Source organism: Nonomuraea sp. NPDC050733 (assembly GCF_040654215.1).
GTDB lineage: Bacteria > Actinomycetota > Actinomycetes > Streptosporangiales > Streptosporangiaceae > Nonomuraea.
This window is the reverse complement of record NZ_JBFAHO010000062.1, coordinates 16721-31833: the sequence shown is the minus strand read 5'-3', so window position 1 is coordinate 31833 and position 15113 is coordinate 16721. Positions and strand designations below refer to the sequence as shown.

13 protein-coding genes and 2 pseudogenes are annotated in these 15113 nt (G+C 68.1%); 4 read left to right on the top strand and 11 right to left on the bottom strand.

From position 1 onward, the window contains the following. The 5 genes and pseudogenes from AB0H64_RS42765 to AB0H64_RS42745 all read right to left on the bottom strand — a co-directional run. Positions 1 to 236: pseudogene (locus AB0H64_RS42765) on the bottom strand (integrase); the annotation flags it as partial. Between the two features lie 148 nt (positions 237 to 384). Next, on the bottom strand, positions 385 to 924 hold the full coding sequence (locus tag AB0H64_RS42760; protein ID WP_357637085.1) for a hypothetical protein: 540 nt from the start codon (positions 922 to 924) through the stop codon (positions 385 to 387). Between the two features lie 861 nt (positions 925 to 1785). Further along, a complete protein-coding gene (locus AB0H64_RS42755) occupies positions 1786 to 2100 on the bottom strand; it encodes a hypothetical protein (protein ID WP_357637083.1) in 315 nt (104 codons plus the stop codon). Between the two features lie 483 nt (positions 2101 to 2583). Beyond that, on the bottom strand, positions 2584 to 2754 hold the full coding sequence (locus tag AB0H64_RS42750; protein WP_357637080.1) for a hypothetical protein: 171 nt from the start codon (positions 2752 to 2754) through the stop codon (positions 2584 to 2586). 10 nt (positions 2755 to 2764) lie between these two features. After that, positions 2765 to 3334, bottom strand: coding sequence for a helix-turn-helix domain-containing protein (locus AB0H64_RS42745; protein ID WP_357637078.1), 570 nt, complete (start codon positions 3332 to 3334; stop codon positions 2765 to 2767). Here AB0H64_RS42745 and AB0H64_RS42740 point away from each other — a divergent pair. After that, positions 3267 to 4786 (top strand): annotated as a pseudogene (locus AB0H64_RS42740) (ISKra4 family transposase). The gene AB0H64_RS42745 and the pseudogene AB0H64_RS42740 sit on opposite strands and share 68 nt — an antisense overlap. A 131-nt stretch (positions 4787 to 4917) precedes the next feature. Here the strand turns inward: AB0H64_RS42740 and AB0H64_RS42735 are convergent. Then, positions 4918 to 6021: a hypothetical protein gene (locus AB0H64_RS42735; RefSeq protein ID WP_357637075.1), complete on the bottom strand. Its 1104-nt coding sequence runs from the start codon at positions 6019 to 6021 to the stop codon at positions 4918 to 4920. A 187-nt stretch (positions 6022 to 6208) separates the two neighbouring features. Between AB0H64_RS42735 and AB0H64_RS42730 the strand changes: the two genes are divergently transcribed. Continuing rightward, positions 6209 to 6526 carry a helix-turn-helix transcriptional regulator gene (locus tag AB0H64_RS42730; RefSeq protein ID WP_357637074.1) on the top strand — a complete coding sequence of 106 codons (318 nt, stop codon included), beginning with the start codon at positions 6209 to 6211 and terminating at the stop codon, positions 6524 to 6526. 532 nt (positions 6527 to 7058) lie between these two features. Here the strand turns inward: AB0H64_RS42730 and AB0H64_RS42725 are convergent. Further along, positions 7059 to 8174: a DUF418 domain-containing protein gene (locus AB0H64_RS42725; protein WP_357637072.1), complete on the bottom strand. Its 1116-nt coding sequence runs from the start codon at positions 8172 to 8174 to the stop codon at positions 7059 to 7061. A 1031-nt stretch (positions 8175 to 9205) separates the two neighbouring features. On the opposite strand from AB0H64_RS42725, the gene AB0H64_RS42720 reads away from it, so the two are divergent. After that, the gene (locus tag AB0H64_RS42720; RefSeq protein ID WP_357637070.1) at positions 9206 to 9973 is read left to right on the top strand and encodes a VWA-like domain-containing protein; all 768 of its coding nucleotides are present in this window, start codon (positions 9206 to 9208) and stop codon (positions 9971 to 9973) included. Positions 9974 to 10112: 139 nt separating this feature from the next. On the opposite strand, the gene AB0H64_RS42715 is transcribed toward AB0H64_RS42720, so the two are convergent. Further along, positions 10113 to 10817 carry a response regulator transcription factor gene (locus AB0H64_RS42715; RefSeq protein ID WP_357637067.1) on the bottom strand — a complete coding sequence of 235 codons (705 nt, stop codon included), beginning with the start codon at positions 10815 to 10817 and terminating at the stop codon, positions 10113 to 10115. Next, positions 10814 to 12016: a sensor histidine kinase gene (locus tag AB0H64_RS42710; protein ID WP_357637065.1), complete on the bottom strand. Its 1203-nt coding sequence runs from the start codon at positions 12014 to 12016 to the stop codon at positions 10814 to 10816. Before AB0H64_RS42710 ends, AB0H64_RS42715 begins: the two co-directional genes overlap by 4 nt. Positions 12017 to 12162: 146 nt before the next feature. On the opposite strand from AB0H64_RS42710, the gene AB0H64_RS42705 reads away from it, so the two are divergent. Then, the gene (locus tag AB0H64_RS42705) at positions 12163 to 13032 is read left to right on the top strand and encodes a hypothetical protein (RefSeq protein ID WP_357637062.1); all 870 of its coding nucleotides are present in this window, start codon (positions 12163 to 12165) and stop codon (positions 13030 to 13032) included. 462 nt (positions 13033 to 13494) lie between these two features. On the opposite strand, the gene AB0H64_RS42700 is transcribed toward AB0H64_RS42705, so the two are convergent. Together AB0H64_RS42700 and AB0H64_RS42695 are read right to left on the bottom strand one after the other, a co-directional pair. Next, positions 13495 to 14499: a CU044_5270 family protein gene (locus AB0H64_RS42700; protein WP_357637058.1), complete on the bottom strand. Its 1005-nt coding sequence runs from the start codon at positions 14497 to 14499 to the stop codon at positions 13495 to 13497. After that, positions 14496 to 15089 carry an RNA polymerase sigma factor gene (locus tag AB0H64_RS42695; RefSeq protein WP_357637055.1) on the bottom strand — a complete coding sequence of 198 codons (594 nt, stop codon included), beginning with the start codon at positions 15087 to 15089 and terminating at the stop codon, positions 14496 to 14498. Before AB0H64_RS42695 ends, AB0H64_RS42700 begins: the two co-directional genes overlap by 4 nt. Between the last annotated feature and the right edge of the window lie 24 nt (positions 15090 to 15113).

The window sequence follows — 15113 nt, the reverse complement described above, 5'->3', positions numbered from 1 at the left end:
TCTTCTGTTCCGGAGGCGAGGGCGTCCATCTCGGCCCGGTGGAGGGCGCCGACCTGGGCCTCGCGGTCGTCGCAGATGACCACGGGTTCTGCCGCATCGACGACGTCCAGGACGAGGACGGAGTCGGCCAGGACGAGCCATTCCAGCAAGTCGTCGGTGTGTCGGAGCATCATGACGGTGGCCGAGGGGGAGCCGGGGTGGTTCAGGTCGCAGGTGCCGTCATGGAGTGAGGTCACCGTCTTGATTCCTTGGGCGAGCAGTTCGGCCAAGGTGCCTGCGCCCTGAATCATGGAGGTCGACGTACAACGAGGATGCCGCCAGGCGAGGTGGCGGACGCCGGTGAACGCCCATGAAGATTGTTTGGGGACCTAAGGATCAGAAGGTTCAGGTCAAGGATCGCTCGGCTGAAGCTATGGACTGAACAGGCACAATCAGACCGTGGATTCCCAGGATTCTCCCCTTCTGAAGGCGGCTCGTCTCTGTCGTGCCGACATTCGGACCGAGCTCGACATCGGCGTGGCTGATGTGCTGGAGCACCTGGGACACGACGAGTGGGAGATGGCCCTTCTCCTTCTTGAGGAACTCGGTGATGCTCATCCGCAGTCGCCGGAGTTCTGGGGTCTGCTGGTCGATGCCGCTCGGCTGATGGGGCTGGAGTCGGATGCCACTTGGTGCGGATGGCGGCGCAGTGAGACTCGCACCGGCGCCTTCTTGGCCGAACTTCGTCTGTTGCCCGTCGAGGACGGAGGCCGTGCGGCGCCGATACCTCCAGGCGGACTCCTCCGGCCCATGTGGGACATTGGCCACCGTATGCCTGAGGGGGAACCTCTGCTCAGCGTCGCCGGCCTCTGGGTTGAGGGTCACGACACCCTCGAGCCGGGAGAGTGCGCACCTGTGCGACTCGTTCCTCTGATGCCTGAACACTGGCGGCACCTCAAAGTGGGCCAGGTGATCACCATGCATGAGATGCGACCACCCGCCGGAACCGCGCGCATCACTGAGGTCATGCCGCCTATGGCGGCTACTTTCCGCGAGGTTAACGTGCCTCACCTGACATACAGGCCTGCCGCGAACTCGACTCCACAGCGACCATTACCTATCGCAACTCATACGAATGACCCACGGCTTGACAGCAGCATGAAGAGTGGATAGATCAATACGATGCAGCGCAAAATAGGCCTCAGCGACCTTCCACTTGCTCCGTGTCCCCATGATGCCACGTGTCCCGGACACCCTGCAGAGAAGCCGAAGGTTTCGGCCTTAGCAGTTGTCGGACTCGCTCTGGTCTTGTTGTCACCTGCAGTTCCCCGAGAATGGGGCCTGTTGACCGCAGTCATGGGTTTTCTCGTCAGTTTGGCCGGTATTTTTGCGACGCGACGGAAGCGACAAGCAATCGGATTCAGTCTGGCAATCACTGGGGTGGCACTTGCGCCCATTTGTTTTCTGCTTGTATTTGCGTCTGCCTCACTGCACTCCGAGGAGATCGACCGACTCGAAGGGAGGATCGGGAATCTTGATGACCGCATTCAGTCAGTGTGCGAACAGGTTGAGGTCCAATACTGTTGATTAAGAGGGTGTCAGCCCTCGGAGATCTGAACACGGCGCGCATGTGTGCTGTCCACAACACCGTAAGCCAATGGACCATCAGTTGCAGTCCACGTTGCAGTTCCAGCCCATGCTAGGCCGTTCAGGCGGGAACAGGCATGCCTACCGACCTGGCTCGAACTGGATCTTTTAATCCGCATGTTGATCGTTGTCGTCGATTGGCGGCGCACTGCATGCGCTTTAAAGCTCTCCAAGCGCGATCATGTCTCGTACGGCGTCAGCCATCGAGACGAAGCCAGGCTTGCGGATGATGACCAGGTCCGAACACCAGAAGTACCGGCCGTTGAGACATTCTCCCGTCTCCTGCCAGCGCTCCATGGTCCCGGCGATGGCCCCAAGGGTCATGAAGGTGGCATAGCGCCGAGTTCCGTCAGGAAGCGTGATGGTTGCGTCGGCCTGATCGGCGGTCTCGGGATCATGCCCTTCCCAGCAGGGGATCAGTATCTCGAAGCTAGGGTCGCTGATGCGATAGAAGGGGCGGTCGATCTCGATCACGCGGTGAGTCTGCCAGCCGTGCCCGTCGCGTGCCCGATGGGACGGGCAACAAAGGGAAACAGCGGGAAGTCACGGGGAACGCGATCAGGTGCGCTGAGCTGCGTCTTCGCAGGTCGAGGAAGATCGACATCCGTTTTGCAAGCAGGATGTCAGGAGTTCGAATCTCCTAGGCTCCACGTACGTACGCACGGGCACCCACCCGTTACCCGATTCGGTGGGTGCCCGTCTGCTTCCCGCCCCTGGTCAAAGGGCCTCGCTCCGCTCGGGCGTTCTTTTTGAGGGCGCTTTCGCGCCGGGGCTTCGCCGTGGGGCGCTTCGCGCGATGGGCTTCGCTTGGGGGCGCTTTCGCGCCGTGGAGCTCAGGCGTTGCTTCCAGTCGGGCCGTAGGCCCGACCCCTGTCGGGCCTTTTAACGTGGTTGACCACCCCTGCCTTGTACCGCCTGGACGGAGCCTTTGGCTGGGACGCTCAGGTTCCGGGATTGTCAGGCAGGTTCGAGGTGGTCGGCGAGGCGGCGGAGGGTGATCGCGAACTTGCCGCGTAGGCGGGGAAGAACAGGCTGGCGCGAACGCTGCGGGATCATGCGTAGCTGTGCGGCCTCGGCTCGCTGCTCAGCCAGGTCCGCACGGACGAGCTCTTCATACATGTGATGCATGGAAGGCTCCTCAGGGTTCCTCGGGGAATGCGTGGTAGAAGAGGAAGATCGGGCGGGTGTCCGGCGGAGCCTCGCTCGATTCGACGCGCGATTTGGTCAGCTCGCGCCACGGCTGCAACACGGCATTGAGCTGATCGTCGAGCTGCGCGAGCTCATCCTTGGTGAGCCGTAGGTAGCGGCTGCTTCCGAAGCCCGCGTTCTGCCAGTCCTCGGGAAGCGTCATGTGGGTGCGTTCGTAGTCGCGCAGCCGCTCGAACTGGTCGATCACCCACTGTGATGTCCACGCCTGCACCACGGCTCTGGCTTGCGGGGCTTCGAAGTCTTTCACCACTGCCAAGCCGCCCATGGCTGACCGCACCCAGCGTTCCCGGCTGTCGCGGGCGAGCTCCGGCACGTCTTCGATCAAGTCATGTTTCTGCAGCTGCCGCAGGTGATAGCTCACCTGGCCGGGGTCGGCATCCATCCGTCTGGCGAGTTCGCTCACTGTGACCGGGCCGATCCGGTAGAGGAGGCTGAAGAGTTTCCATCGAAACCGGCTGGTCAAGACCTTGAGCACGTCCGGGTCATCAATCTGTCGCATGGCCACGACGGTAAGACCAGCAGGTGAGAATACTCAAGACGTCTACTGGATCTTGAAATCACGCGGGAGCGAGCTGCAGCGCCTGCTGTTGCAGGCCCACCTTGACCTGCGCGCGCTGCGCGAGCTGGAGCAGGTACGCCACGCCCGCCATCAGGACGGTGGCGCCGCGGGGGTGATCGGCGCGGACGGGGTGCCGCGGCGGCGGGTGGAGCTCGGGCACCACCGCCTGCTCGCCACGGTGAGGGTCACCCGGTGCGCGTGGCGGCCCCGGGCGTCGGCAACGTGTATCCGGCGGACGCGGCGTTATCGCTGCCGGCGGTGCGGCACTCGGCCGGGCTGGCCAAACTCGCGGTCATCGAGACGGTGCGCGGCTCGTTCGACGCCGCCCTGGCGGCGATCACCACACGGTGCGGTCAGGTGATCGGCAAGCGGCAGATCGAGCAGCTGGTCGCCCAGGCCGCGGCCGATGTCGACGCCTTCTACGCCGCGCGAACCGTGCTGCCGTGCACGGCGTCCACGGTGCTGGCGATCAGCGTGGACGGCAAGGGCATCGCGATGCGCCCCGAAGCGCTGCGGCCCGCGACCGCGAAGGCCGCCGCCCGCGCCCGGGCCACGTTCCGGACGCGGCTGGCGGCTGGGGAGAAACCGGCGCGCAAGCGGATGGCGACGCTGGGGGTGGTCTACGACGCCGAACCGGCGCCGCGTCGGCCGCACGATGTGATCGCCGTCCCGGGCGGGCGATCCGGCCGGCGCCTGCTACGGGCCCGGCCGAACGCGACGCGCAAGTGGCTGTGCGGCTCGGTCATCACCGGCCCCGGCCCTGTGATCGCCAAGGTGTTCGATCATGCCGAGGCCCGTGATCCCGCGCACGCCCGTCCCTGGGTCGTGCTCGTCGACGGGGCCCGCCACCAGCTCGACCTGATCATCGCCGAAGCCGCCCGGCGCCGCATCCGCGTCCACATCGTGATCGATTTCGTGCACGTGCTGGAGAAGTTATGGGCTGCTGCGTGGAGTTTGCACCCGCCCGCGGCGCCGGCCGCGGAGGACTGGGTCGCCGGGCATGCCCTGGCCCTGCTGGCCGGGCACACCGGCCAGGTCATCACCACGCTGACCGCGCAGGCCGCCACAGCCGGCGCGCAGCACCGTGACGGCATCGACGCGTGCATCCGCTATCTGTCCAACAACGCCGAGCATCTGCGGTATGACCAGGCGCTAGAGGCGGGATGGCCGATCGCGACCGGGGTGGTCGAGGGCGCGTGCCGTCATCTGATCGCCGACAAGTTCGACCTGGCCGGGGCACGGTGGGGCCTGACCGGGGCCGAGGCGGTGCTGAAGCTCCGCGCGCTGGTCGCCAACGGCCATCTGGAAGAGTACTGGACTTTCCATCTCGCCCGGCAACACGAGCGCGTCCACCAGACCGGCTACCAGGACGGATACGCCCTTACGGCCTGATCGCTTCAGTCACTCAGGAGGAGTCGCACCCATCTCGATTCGCACCCTGGCTCTGCCCTGCCTGGAAATGTCAGGGCGACTGGGCGTCCGCAGGACTTGACGTCTGCGGGGCATCCCACGACGATCAGCGACTATGGCCGATGGGCTCCCGCGAACGATAGATCCCACACCCGGACGGTGGCGTCGGCATGGCCTGTCACCAGGACGGGCACGCCACCGACCTCCGCCACTGTCAGCGACATCGCCGACATCAGCGGTTCGCCGATCTGCTCCCCGCTCGCCAGATCCCAGACGCGGGTGGTGTCGTCGTCGCTTCCACTGACGACGATCGCGCGTCCCCTCACCCAGGCGGTCGTCAGGTCGGTGACTCCGGAGGTGTGACCAGCCAGAGCAAGCCCGATGGGCTCCTCCTGGCCAACCTCCCAGACCTGGATCGTCGGGTCGTCGCCACCGACCACGGCGACCGCACGGCCCTCCAGTTCGATGACGGCGATAGCTTGGGCCGCGGGCCTGACGCCTTGCATGAGCGCTCCAAAACGTTCACCACTGAGAAGGTCCCAGGCCTCAAGCGTGCGGCTCTCGCCACCGGTCACGGCGATCGGGCGCCCCCCGATCGTCGCGGCTCCCATCACCCCGTTTTCCCCGGTGGTCACGGCGTAGGCGCCGAGTTCATTGGTCAGGAGGTTCCAGGCCTGCAACAGGCCGGACTCGCTGCTGCTCACCGCGATGGGCCCAGCCTTGGACGGGACGACCGCCAGCGAGCAGACGGCCCCGACAGCCCCGTCGGCGGGGTCGTCCCCCGCCATCACTTTCCCGACCTTGCGGCCCGTCCGCAGGTCCCAGACCCGTACCGCGCCCGCGTACATGTCGGCGTCGCCAGTGTGACTGGACAGGTCATGCTCGTTGCCACCGGTGACGACGACCGGACGGCCGTCAAGTCGCGTCACCGTCATGACCGCGACGATGTGGCCCGCAGGAACCTTGGCATTCGGGTCCCCGAAGTCATCGCCCTCCTCCCAGCCCTGCTCGTAGTACCACTCGTCCTCAGGAGCCGCGGCCGGCAAATCCAACGGGACCACGGCACTTTCCCCGTCCGGGAGGGCCCACTTCTGAACGACTCCCCGGTCGTTCAGCCCCACCACGTGTGGGACACCGTCCAGCTCCGTCACGGCCGCACCGGTGATATACCGCTGTTCGTCGCCCGCGAAGCAATGCATCATGTGATCTTCGGTCATGGGGCGGCATCCTAGACATCCGACCCGACAAACAAGTTGCTTTCGGGCATCGACGCCCCGGTACCACGAAGAGCAGCCCAGTCCACAACAAGCGATCCGTGGCGGTCCAGCATCCTGCTGGTCGCAGGTGACAAGGCCGGACAGTGGAATGCCTGATGAAGGAACGGCAGGCGGAGGAGGGCAGATCATGACGGGGTATGCGCGCTGGAAGGATATTCGTTCTGAGCATGTCGAACGTGCCGGCGGCGAAGATGTCGTTGAGGTGGGCAAGCAGGAGCTCCTCGCCAAGGTACAAGGACACCGGCTTGCTGAGATCCGCCGTAGTCGCGGGTTGACCCAACAGGCCATCGCGCAGCGCATGGGGGTCACCAAGGGCCGTATTTCGCAGATCGAGCAAGGAAAGATCTCCGGGCAGGACGTGCTCGCCCGGTACGCCACCGCTCTGGGTGGTCGGCTCCATCAGTCGATCTACTTTGACGACGGTGACATCGCTGCCATCGCCTGAGACGGTGGCGAGAAGGTTCATATCGTCTGGTATCTCGGATGCGGCGGGGGCTATCTGGAAGGGTGAGCAGGTCACCAAACGTCACGTCTACCCGGGGACTTCCCCCTTGACCTGGACATCGGGTGATGGGAGCGCCGGTCCTGGGTGTCGCGTACAGCAACGCGGCTTACGTGATCACACGTCGTCAGCCCGCACCTGCCGCCTGATCAGGTCAGGGACCTTCCTGTGTGGCCACCAGCTCCCGTTTGCAAGCAGGATGTCAGGAGTTCGAATCTCCTGGGCTCCACGTAAGTACGCACGGGCACCCACCCGTTACCCGATTCGGTGGGTGCCCGTCTGCTTCCCGCCCCTGGTCAAAGGGCCTTGCTTCGCCGCGCCGGGGTTTCGCCGTGGGACGCTTCGCGCGATGGGCTTCGCTTGGAGGGCGCTGCGCGCTGGGGGGCTCAGGCGTGGCAGACGCCGCACGAGCCGCCAACACGCACCTCACTGGGCCTTCCAGACGACGCCGTCATCACCGACTCTGGCCCCGAACTCATGACGTCCTGGCCCGGCTGAGGGGCGGGCGGTGCGCCCAGGTGGCCCAGCGCCAGAGCCACTCGATGGGGCCCTGACGGTAACGGTGCAGCCAAAGGGTGCAGAACAGCCACTGGGCCGTGAGGATGGCCCCCGCGGTCCAGTACGCCGCTTCCAAGGACTGGCCGATCGGCAGGCCGATGATGCCACTGGCCACCAGAACGAGGAGTGTGGCGGTCAGATAATTGGTCAGCGCCATCCGGCCCAGTGGCGCGAAGACGAACTGGAGCGCCGGTCGCAGCGGCGTTCTGAGCAGGACCAGCAAGCCACAGACATACACGCCGACGAGCAGCAGATCGGCAAGGCTGGACGTGGAAGACAGGTACGTCGTGGCCCCCACGGCCCGCATGCTGGCCTGTACCCACAGGGCAGCGGCCAGTCCTGCCGCGAAGACCAGGCCCAGCAGGAGCGGCCCTCGGGTGGACCGCTCGATCTTCTCGATCACCCCGTAGCGGACCAGTGCCGAGCCCAGCAGGAACAGTCCGGCGATCAGCAGGGGCCCGCCCCCGCCGAAGATCAGCGCCGCCGGGATGAGTGCGGCGGCGAGAACGGCCATGGCCCACCGCGGCAGCCAGGTCGAGGGCAGCAGCACCAGCATGCCGACGACGGCGTAGTCGGTCAGGATCTCGCCCGGCCACAGCAGCATGTGCACGAGGCCGATCGCGAGCAGCGCCCCAAGCCGGCGCAGCAGGACCAGGCGTGGGCGGGGGACGCGGCGCGCAGCGGACTCCAACAGCAGCGCGAACCCGATGCCGAACAGCAGGGAGAAGACCGGCAGTCCGAGCCAGGGGTCCCAGTCGCCCATGGGCTGCACCACGACGGCGGAGGTGCCGGTGGCCATGAGCTGGATGTTGGCGAGCAGGATCTCGCACAGCGCGAACCCGCGCAGCACGTCGAGCGCGATGATCCTGGGCCGGCCCGCGGAGAGCACCGCGGTCTCGGGCCGGCCGGACGCAAGCGCGGCGGTTCGAGGCCGATCGGGGGAGACGGCGGGCCGGTCTTGCGGGAGACGGTGGCCGGGGTGGTCGGCAGGCTCCTTGGGAGGCGATTCCTGGGGGGATTCTTCGCGTGGCATGAGGCCTCATCCTGGAGGGCCACCCAGGGGCACGGCACCGGTCGAAAGCAGGGTCCGTAGCGTCCGAGATCATACTTTCGGCCGGTTCATCGGCGAGGGCGGGCCGCCGCCCCATCGAACGCAGGAAAGCCGCCCCATCGAACGCAGGCAAATCGCGCGTAGAACATCCACCGGCATCATGCGGGATGTCGGCTCCGGCGGAGTTGAGAGGTCAATGCATGTCTCCGGTGGGAGCGCTCCGCCGGCGAAGGCGATGTGGGCGGCCAACCGCTCCTGCCAGAGCCGCTCTTCTCGCGCGGACCGGAAGACGCTACGCTGATCATGATGAATACCTCCTACATCAGATTGGGGGCCCCGTTCACGCAAGGTGAGTGCTGATGCCGCACTCGACCTCGAACGAGGATCCCCGCCTGACTCTCTGGCTGCGTGTGCGCGAGTTCGCCGTGCCGCCCCCCATGATCGAGTCAGCGACCGCCCGCCGTACCACCGGAGACTGGGCAGCAGCGTGTGCAGCGGCACACGTGGACGTCGATCTCAACCTGCGCCACATAGCGCGCCTCCACGGCCAGGAACTGGCCACCCACCTCCGAACCGACCTCCGCCACCTGGCACCTGATCTGCTGCGCTGGCACATGCCGAGGATCGCCCCCGACGGCCTGATACGTCCGGGCCTGACTCTCTCGCTGGCCCGGTACCCCGAGAGGGACAACACGGTTCACCTCGTGGCCCGGACTCCGCCGGCCTGGGCGGATGCCGGTCAGCGGATCAGCCTGGCGCTCTGGGACGGTTCCCGGTCCGGACCGCATCCGCACCCCCGTCCGAATCGACGTTTCCGTCTCGACCTGCATCGCCACCTGTGGGACGCGCGCAGGGCCGGTGAGCTGCGTGCACGTTCCGAAACGGCGCCGCACGCACGAGGCTGGGCCGTCGATCGGTGGCCGGCCGAGGCCCGATTGCTGCTCTGTGCCGAGGGACAGGACAGGGGTACGGTCGCCGTCCGGGTGGGCGGGCGGCGTCAGGTGATCCTCGATGTGGACGCGTCCCGAATCAGCAACGAAGGACCGGCGCCGCCGCCGATCTTGCCTGACGCGGCGACCTGGGTGCTACCCGACCTGGCGTTGCTGCGTGCCGGGCTGATCGAGGCCGACAGGCTGCACCCGCTCGTCGCGGCGGCGCTCGTACCCGGCCGTTCGCCGGATGCCGAGCCACACAAGGAGGCATTCCACCCGCCGCAGCCGTGGCGGGAACTGCTCGGGACGGCCGTCCGCTCGGCGGTGTCAGGACCCGGTGTGGGCGAGGACTACACCTACGGCCGGCCGCCGCGGCGCTCGGCCGGCCTGCCCGGCGTCATCCTGCCGAGCCTGCGACGCAGGCCGCCGCGGATCAGCGTGGTCATCGACACCTCCGCGTCGGTCAGCGACGCCGAACTGGGAAGCGCGTTGCTGGAGGTCGCCGCGATCGTCCGCGCCGTGGGCGGCCGGCGCGACCTGGTCAGCGTTCTGTCGTGCGACGCGGCGGCCCGGGTCGCGCAACCGCTGTGCCGGGCCGAGGGGATGACGCTGGTGGGCGGCGGCGGCACGGACCTGCGTGCGGGCATCGCCAAGGCGCTGCGGGCGAGCCCGCGGCCGGACGTCATCGTGGTCCTGACCGACGGGCAGACCCCGTGGCCGCAGGAACGTCCGGCGTCCCGCATCGTGGTGGGGCTGTTCTCCCGGACCAGGCGGTCGTACGACGAGAGCGATCCCGACTACGTGCCGGACACGCCGCCCTCATGGGCACGGGTGGTCGACATCGGCTAGGCAAGTCGGCTCGCCGACCTGCCGGCCGGCAGCCTGCTCGGGGCCCGGGGTGGGCGCTGTCGGCGTACACCCATGACCACAGAGGTCGGTACGGACAAACGTGCAGAGGTAGGCCGCCGCTTGAAGAAGGGCTGCCTGGTCATCGGCGGCCGTCCGGGATGGTGACGAGCCCGCCTTCGTAGGCCGCGATGACGAGCTGGGCCCGGTCACGGGCGTGCAGTTTGGCCAGGAGGCGGCCGACGTGCGTCTTGACCGTGCCGACGGTGAGGTGGAGGTGCTCGGCGATCTCGGAGTTGGACATGCCGTTGCCGATGAGGGTGAGCACGTCGCGCTCGCGTTGCGTGATGTCGTTGAGGTCTCGCACGGCCGGAGCGGGGTGAGGACCCCGCAGGAACTCGGCGATGAGCCGGCGAGTCACGGAGGGGGCGAGCAGTGCTTCGCCGGCGGCGACGACGCGGATGGCGGCCAGGAGCTCGGCCGCCGTGGCGTTCTTGACGAGGAAGCCGCTTGCGCCGGCCCGCAGCGACGCGTACACGTACTCTTCCAGGTCAAAGGTGGTGAGGATCAGCACGCGGACGCCGGCGCTGTCCGGGTGCGCGCAGATGCGCCTGGTCGCCTCGATGCCGTCCATGTCCGGCATGCGCACGTCCATGAGGACGACGTCGGGTCGCCGCCGGCGGGCCAGGAGCACGGCTTCGGCGCCGGTGCCCGCCTCGCCCACGGTGGCCAGCCCTGGCGTGGTGTCGATGAGGACCTTGAGGCTGTCGCGTACCAGCACCTGGTCCTCGGCGAGCAGGACCCGGATGGGCGGGGACGGGTCGTGCGGAGCGGCGTCGACGGTCATGTCATGGTGCCGCTCTGGTCGTAAGGCAGTCGAGCCGTCACGCGAAAACCTCCCTCGGGCCGGCGCCCCGCGCTGAAGGTGCCCCCGTACATCTTGGCCCGTTCGCGCATGCCGATCAGGCCGTGCCCGCCGTGGCCGGCTCGTGGCGGCCGGCCGTGGCGGGGGCCGTCGTCGACGACCTCGATCGCGGCCTCCCGCCCGTCGACGTCCACGGTCACCGAGCAGCGGGTGGGCGCCGCGTGGGTGACGACATTGGTCAGAGCCTGCTGCACGATGCGGTACACCGACATCGCGACCGCAGGAGGCAGTTCGGCCTCCTGGCGGACGGTCAGGTCAACCTCGACCCCGGCGGAACGGGCGTGGGCGGCCAGCTCGGGGAGGTCCGCCATGCCGGGAACGGGCAGATGGGCCTCCCCGGGGTCGCCGTCGGAGCGCAGGAGGCCGAGGACCCGGTGGATCTCGGTGAGCGTGCTTCGGCTGGTCTGCTCGATGACGGCCAGCGCGGCGCGTGCCTCGTGCGGCCGGGCGTCGGCGACGTGGTTGGCCACGGTGGCCTTGACGGCGATCAGGCTCAGGCTGTGGCCGATGACATCGTGCAGTTCGCGGGCTATGCGCCTGCGCTCGTCGGTCACGGCCGCCTCGGCGAGGTGACGGACGAGGCGGGCGGTCGTGTCCCGTTTCCAGCGGACGACCGTTCCGACGGCCCATGCGGCGGCCAGGAGCACAGAGATCACACCGATCTCGACCGGCCAGGCCGGCGGCACCTCGCTGGGCCCCGCCGCGGGCTCGAGGCCCGGGAACACCCGCTCGTAGAAGATCAGGACCGCGGTGACCACACCGAACGCGCACGCCGCCAACCCCGCGGCCGACCAGGCGACCGAGGTGGTGGACGCCACCAGGTACAGCACGAGCACGGTCGGCACGAACGTCAGCCAGATGGCGCCCGCCGCGACGGCACCGGCCACGGTCGCCAGCACGCCCGCGGCGCACGCGAGGGCGAGCACGGCGCGCGGCCGGCGCCGCCGTACGGCGACCGGCAAGCTCACGACCACCGCGACCGGCCAAGCCGACCAGGCGGGCCACCACGACGACGGCCCCGGCGGATCGACGATGGCGTATCTGATGATCAGCGCCACGATGACCGCCGTCGCCGCGTCGGCGACACCCCGCCCGTCGAGCCGCCGCCCAGCCCATTCCATGACGGGACGTTATCGCCCCACCGGATCGCCCGGCATCTGCCCACGGTAGGACACCAGCATCCGTCTGGGGTCGTACCACCGGCTCGTGCCTGGCGACCCAAGATGCGACCTGAGCCGGACGCGCCCCCATCACAGCGCCCATCACCATGCTGGTGCGCCCGGCATACCAAGCCGAGACGCGCCGACACCGACGAGACGGGCAGGAACTCATGAAGTTTGATCTTCAGGGGCGATTCACACGATGGCGACAGGCCGCCGCGGACCGGTACGCCGCCAACGCCACGGCCAACCTGGGCCGGCAACACCCGTTTCCCGGACGATGGGTGAGCGCCATCTCGCTGATCGGCGGCCCCATGCTGATCATGACTGGAACTCTCCTGCGCTCCCAGTTCCACTTCTTCGTCCCTCACCAACTCGCCGCCTACGCCCGGCACCCCGCCCTCATCACCGCCGCCTATACCTGCTTCGCCGCCGGGTTCGTCCTGCTGTGGCCGGCGGTCATGACGCTGGCGCAACGGATCGCTGCCACCAGCCCGCTGTGGGGACTGTGGGGCGGCTGTCTGGTGATCGTCGGCCTGTTCACCCGGACCTTCCAGTTCGGCAATGATCACCTGGCCTTCCACCTGACTGACAGCCTCGGCCTGCAGACAATGCTCAAGGGCATCGACGACTACTACACAGCTTGGGGAAACACGCGCTGGCATCCGTTCAGGGCCATATCCGGACCGGCGTTCTTCGGCTGGGTCGTGCTGGCCATCGGCGCCTATCGCTCCGGCGCCCTGGGGCTGGGCCGCTCGGTCGCGCTCGGCCTGATGTCGATGCTCGCGCTCGGGCCGCTCAAAGGCACCCAAATCCCGCAGTCCTTCATCGCCGTGGGCGGCCTCTGCGTCGCTCTCATCCCCCTGGGCATCTCCCTGCTGCGCAGCGGTCCCCCGCCGACCAGACGCGCCATGGTCTGGGTCGTCGTCCTCATCGTCGTGCACATCCTCATGACGGCCTACGGCCCAAGGGGATGACGCTCCGGACCAGTGGTACCTAGCCAGACCTGCGGCAAGGGGAAAGCTCCTCGATCGACCGTTGCCCGGATCCGTCCGACCGTGGCCGGCTGGAGACTCCTTGCTCACCAACAACGGGGGCATTCTTACTCTGCGTGACGTTCTTGTAGGAGATGATGCGGCGGCGCTGCGCGCCGGCGGTCAGGACCGGCGCTTAACGATCGGCGCTCCGGTGTGATCGAATAACACGTGGGGCGTCTCTGGATGCAGGTATCAGACTGGCCTCATGTCCCCAGCCGAACTATCGATGCCTCAGGCGAAAGCACTCCGGCTCCGGGATGATCGTCGCGGCTCTGCGACCGACCCCACCCAGCGGGACCACCGGCCGCGCGCCGTCGCCGTCCACGCACAGGAGGCGACCGCCGGGCAGTACGCGTCCATGGCGTACGGTCCGGCGGTCGCCGTCTGCTCCTCGCGGGGCGCCTACGGCTGGGGACGGGCCCCCGGCTTGTCGACGATCTTCGTCTCCAGTTGCGCGCTCCACACCAGGGGAGCGCCGGCCTTGACGGTTCCGGCGGTCCCGCTGGGGAGTGCCGGAGAGGCCGGTCCGCCCTCGTTGGGGAACGGGTGGTCGGCGAGGTTCTCGCCGTATAGGCCCAGGAAGCGGTAGTCCTTGGCGTCGACGATGATCTCGGAACGTTCCCGCGGCCCGGTGTAGGCGAACGCGACACCGTGGCGGCCCGCGGCGTCCACGGCGTCCTGCTTGACCGAGACACCGTCGATCTTCGGCAGGGCCCGGAACAGCGCCGCGCGGACCTGCGGGGTGAGCGGCTGCCCGCCCATGAGGGTGCTGATCGTGTGGAAGGCGCGCTCCTGCTCGGACATCCCGCTCGCCTGTTCGAACGGCGAGGCGGGGGTCGCGGCGACGGACGCCTTGACCTTGGCGAGCACCGCGTCGGGCGTGACGGGCTCCTGGGCCAGGTCGGCACCCTTGAGACCGGTGTTCACCTCCTCGATGGCCAGCTTGCCCACGCCGTCGTCGATCGCCATCTGCTTGCCGTCCAGGCTGTACCAGGTCTCCAGGGTCTCGCGCCTGTCACGATCCACCTCGGGCCGGGGCTCGGCGAGCAGCGGGGCGATCGACTCCTTCACGTACAGCCACTGCCCCGGAGAAGGGGTTCGCGTGTAGGCGTCGCCGGGGCCGCGCTCGGCTGCCTTGGCGGCCCGCTCGCCGAGCTCCTTGACATCGGCGTACGCGGCCGACTGGTCGTCACCGCGTACCACGCCGTACCCGACCAGCAGGGCAGAGGCCGCCACGGCGGCGATCCCGAACCGCCAGGCCGGGCGAGGGATGCGGAACGTGCGCCGCCTCGCCGGCTGGGGGAGCGGTTCGCTCATCGCCTGCAGGAGCTGGGCGCGTGCCGCGTCCTTCGCCTCACGGGTGATCACCGGGGTGGACCCGAGGAACTGCTTGATCTCGTCCATCATGCGACCTCTCTTGTTGGATCGTCGCCCCCGAGGGCGATCCGTGCCTTCTTGCGCGCTCGGTGGAGACGCGAGCGGACCGTTCCGATCGGTACCTTGAGCACCGCCGCGACCTCCTCGTACGTCAGCTCGCCCCACGCCACCAACAGCAACACGTCGCGGTCGCCGGAGGACATGGACGCCAGCGCCCCCGCGAGCCGGCGGTCCACCTCCTGTGCGGCCACGCGGCCGACGACCGTGTCGGCCATCGGCGGCTCGGGCAGCGGGTTCGTGCCGGTACGGCTCAAGGCGCGCAGGAACCGCTCCTCGCCGCGTCGATGCTTGGCGATGAGGTTGGTCGCGATGCCGTAGAGCCAAGGGCCGGCGAGCCGGTGGGCAGGGTCGTAGGAAGCGCGGCCGCGGAAAGCGGTCAGGAACGTCTCGGCCGCGATGTCGTCGGCCGCCTGGGTGCCGAGCCGCCTGGCGACGAAGCGGTGGATCTGCTCGATGTAGCGGTCGAACAGGCCGGCGAACTGTTCCGGGTCGTCACGTGACCAGCGGATCAGCTCGGCGTCGTCCACCTCGGCTGCCTCCGCCGGGTGCGTTTGTGTCATGCCTGTCTTTTCCCGACGTGACGG

What these genes read in the sequence shown, in the direction of transcription:
- AB0H64_RS42750 (WP_357637080.1), bottom strand. Translation starts at nt 2,754, where the DNA reads ATGCATCACATGTATGAAGAGCTCGTCCGTGCGGACCTGGCTGAGCAG.
- AB0H64_RS42745 (WP_357637078.1), bottom strand. Translation starts at nt 3,334, where the DNA reads ATGCGACAGATTGATGACCCGGACGTGCTCAAGGTCTTGACCAGCCGG.
- AB0H64_RS42735 (WP_357637075.1), bottom strand. Translation starts at nt 6,021, where the DNA reads ATGACCGAAGATCACATGATGCATTGCTTCGCGGGCGACGAACAGCGG.
- AB0H64_RS42730 (WP_357637074.1), top strand. Translation starts at nt 6,209, where the DNA reads ATGACGGGGTATGCGCGCTGGAAGGATATTCGTTCTGAGCATGTCGAA.
- AB0H64_RS42725 (WP_357637072.1), bottom strand. Translation starts at nt 8,174, where the DNA reads ATGCCACGCGAAGAATCCCCCCAGGAATCGCCTCCCAAGGAGCCTGCC.
- AB0H64_RS42715 (WP_357637067.1), bottom strand. Translation starts at nt 10,817, where the DNA reads ATGACCGTCGACGCCGCTCCGCACGACCCGTCCCCGCCCATCCGGGTC.
- AB0H64_RS42710 (WP_357637065.1), bottom strand. Translation starts at nt 12,016, where the DNA reads ATGGAATGGGCTGGGCGGCGGCTCGACGGGCGGGGTGTCGCCGACGCG.
- AB0H64_RS42705 (WP_357637062.1), top strand. Translation starts at nt 12,163, where the DNA reads ATGCTGGTGCGCCCGGCATACCAAGCCGAGACGCGCCGACACCGACGA.
- AB0H64_RS42700 (WP_357637058.1), bottom strand. Translation starts at nt 14,499, where the DNA reads ATGATGGACGAGATCAAGCAGTTCCTCGGGTCCACCCCGGTGATCACC.
- AB0H64_RS42695 (WP_357637055.1), bottom strand. Translation starts at nt 15,089, where the DNA reads ATGACACAAACGCACCCGGCGGAGGCAGCCGAGGTGGACGACGCCGAG.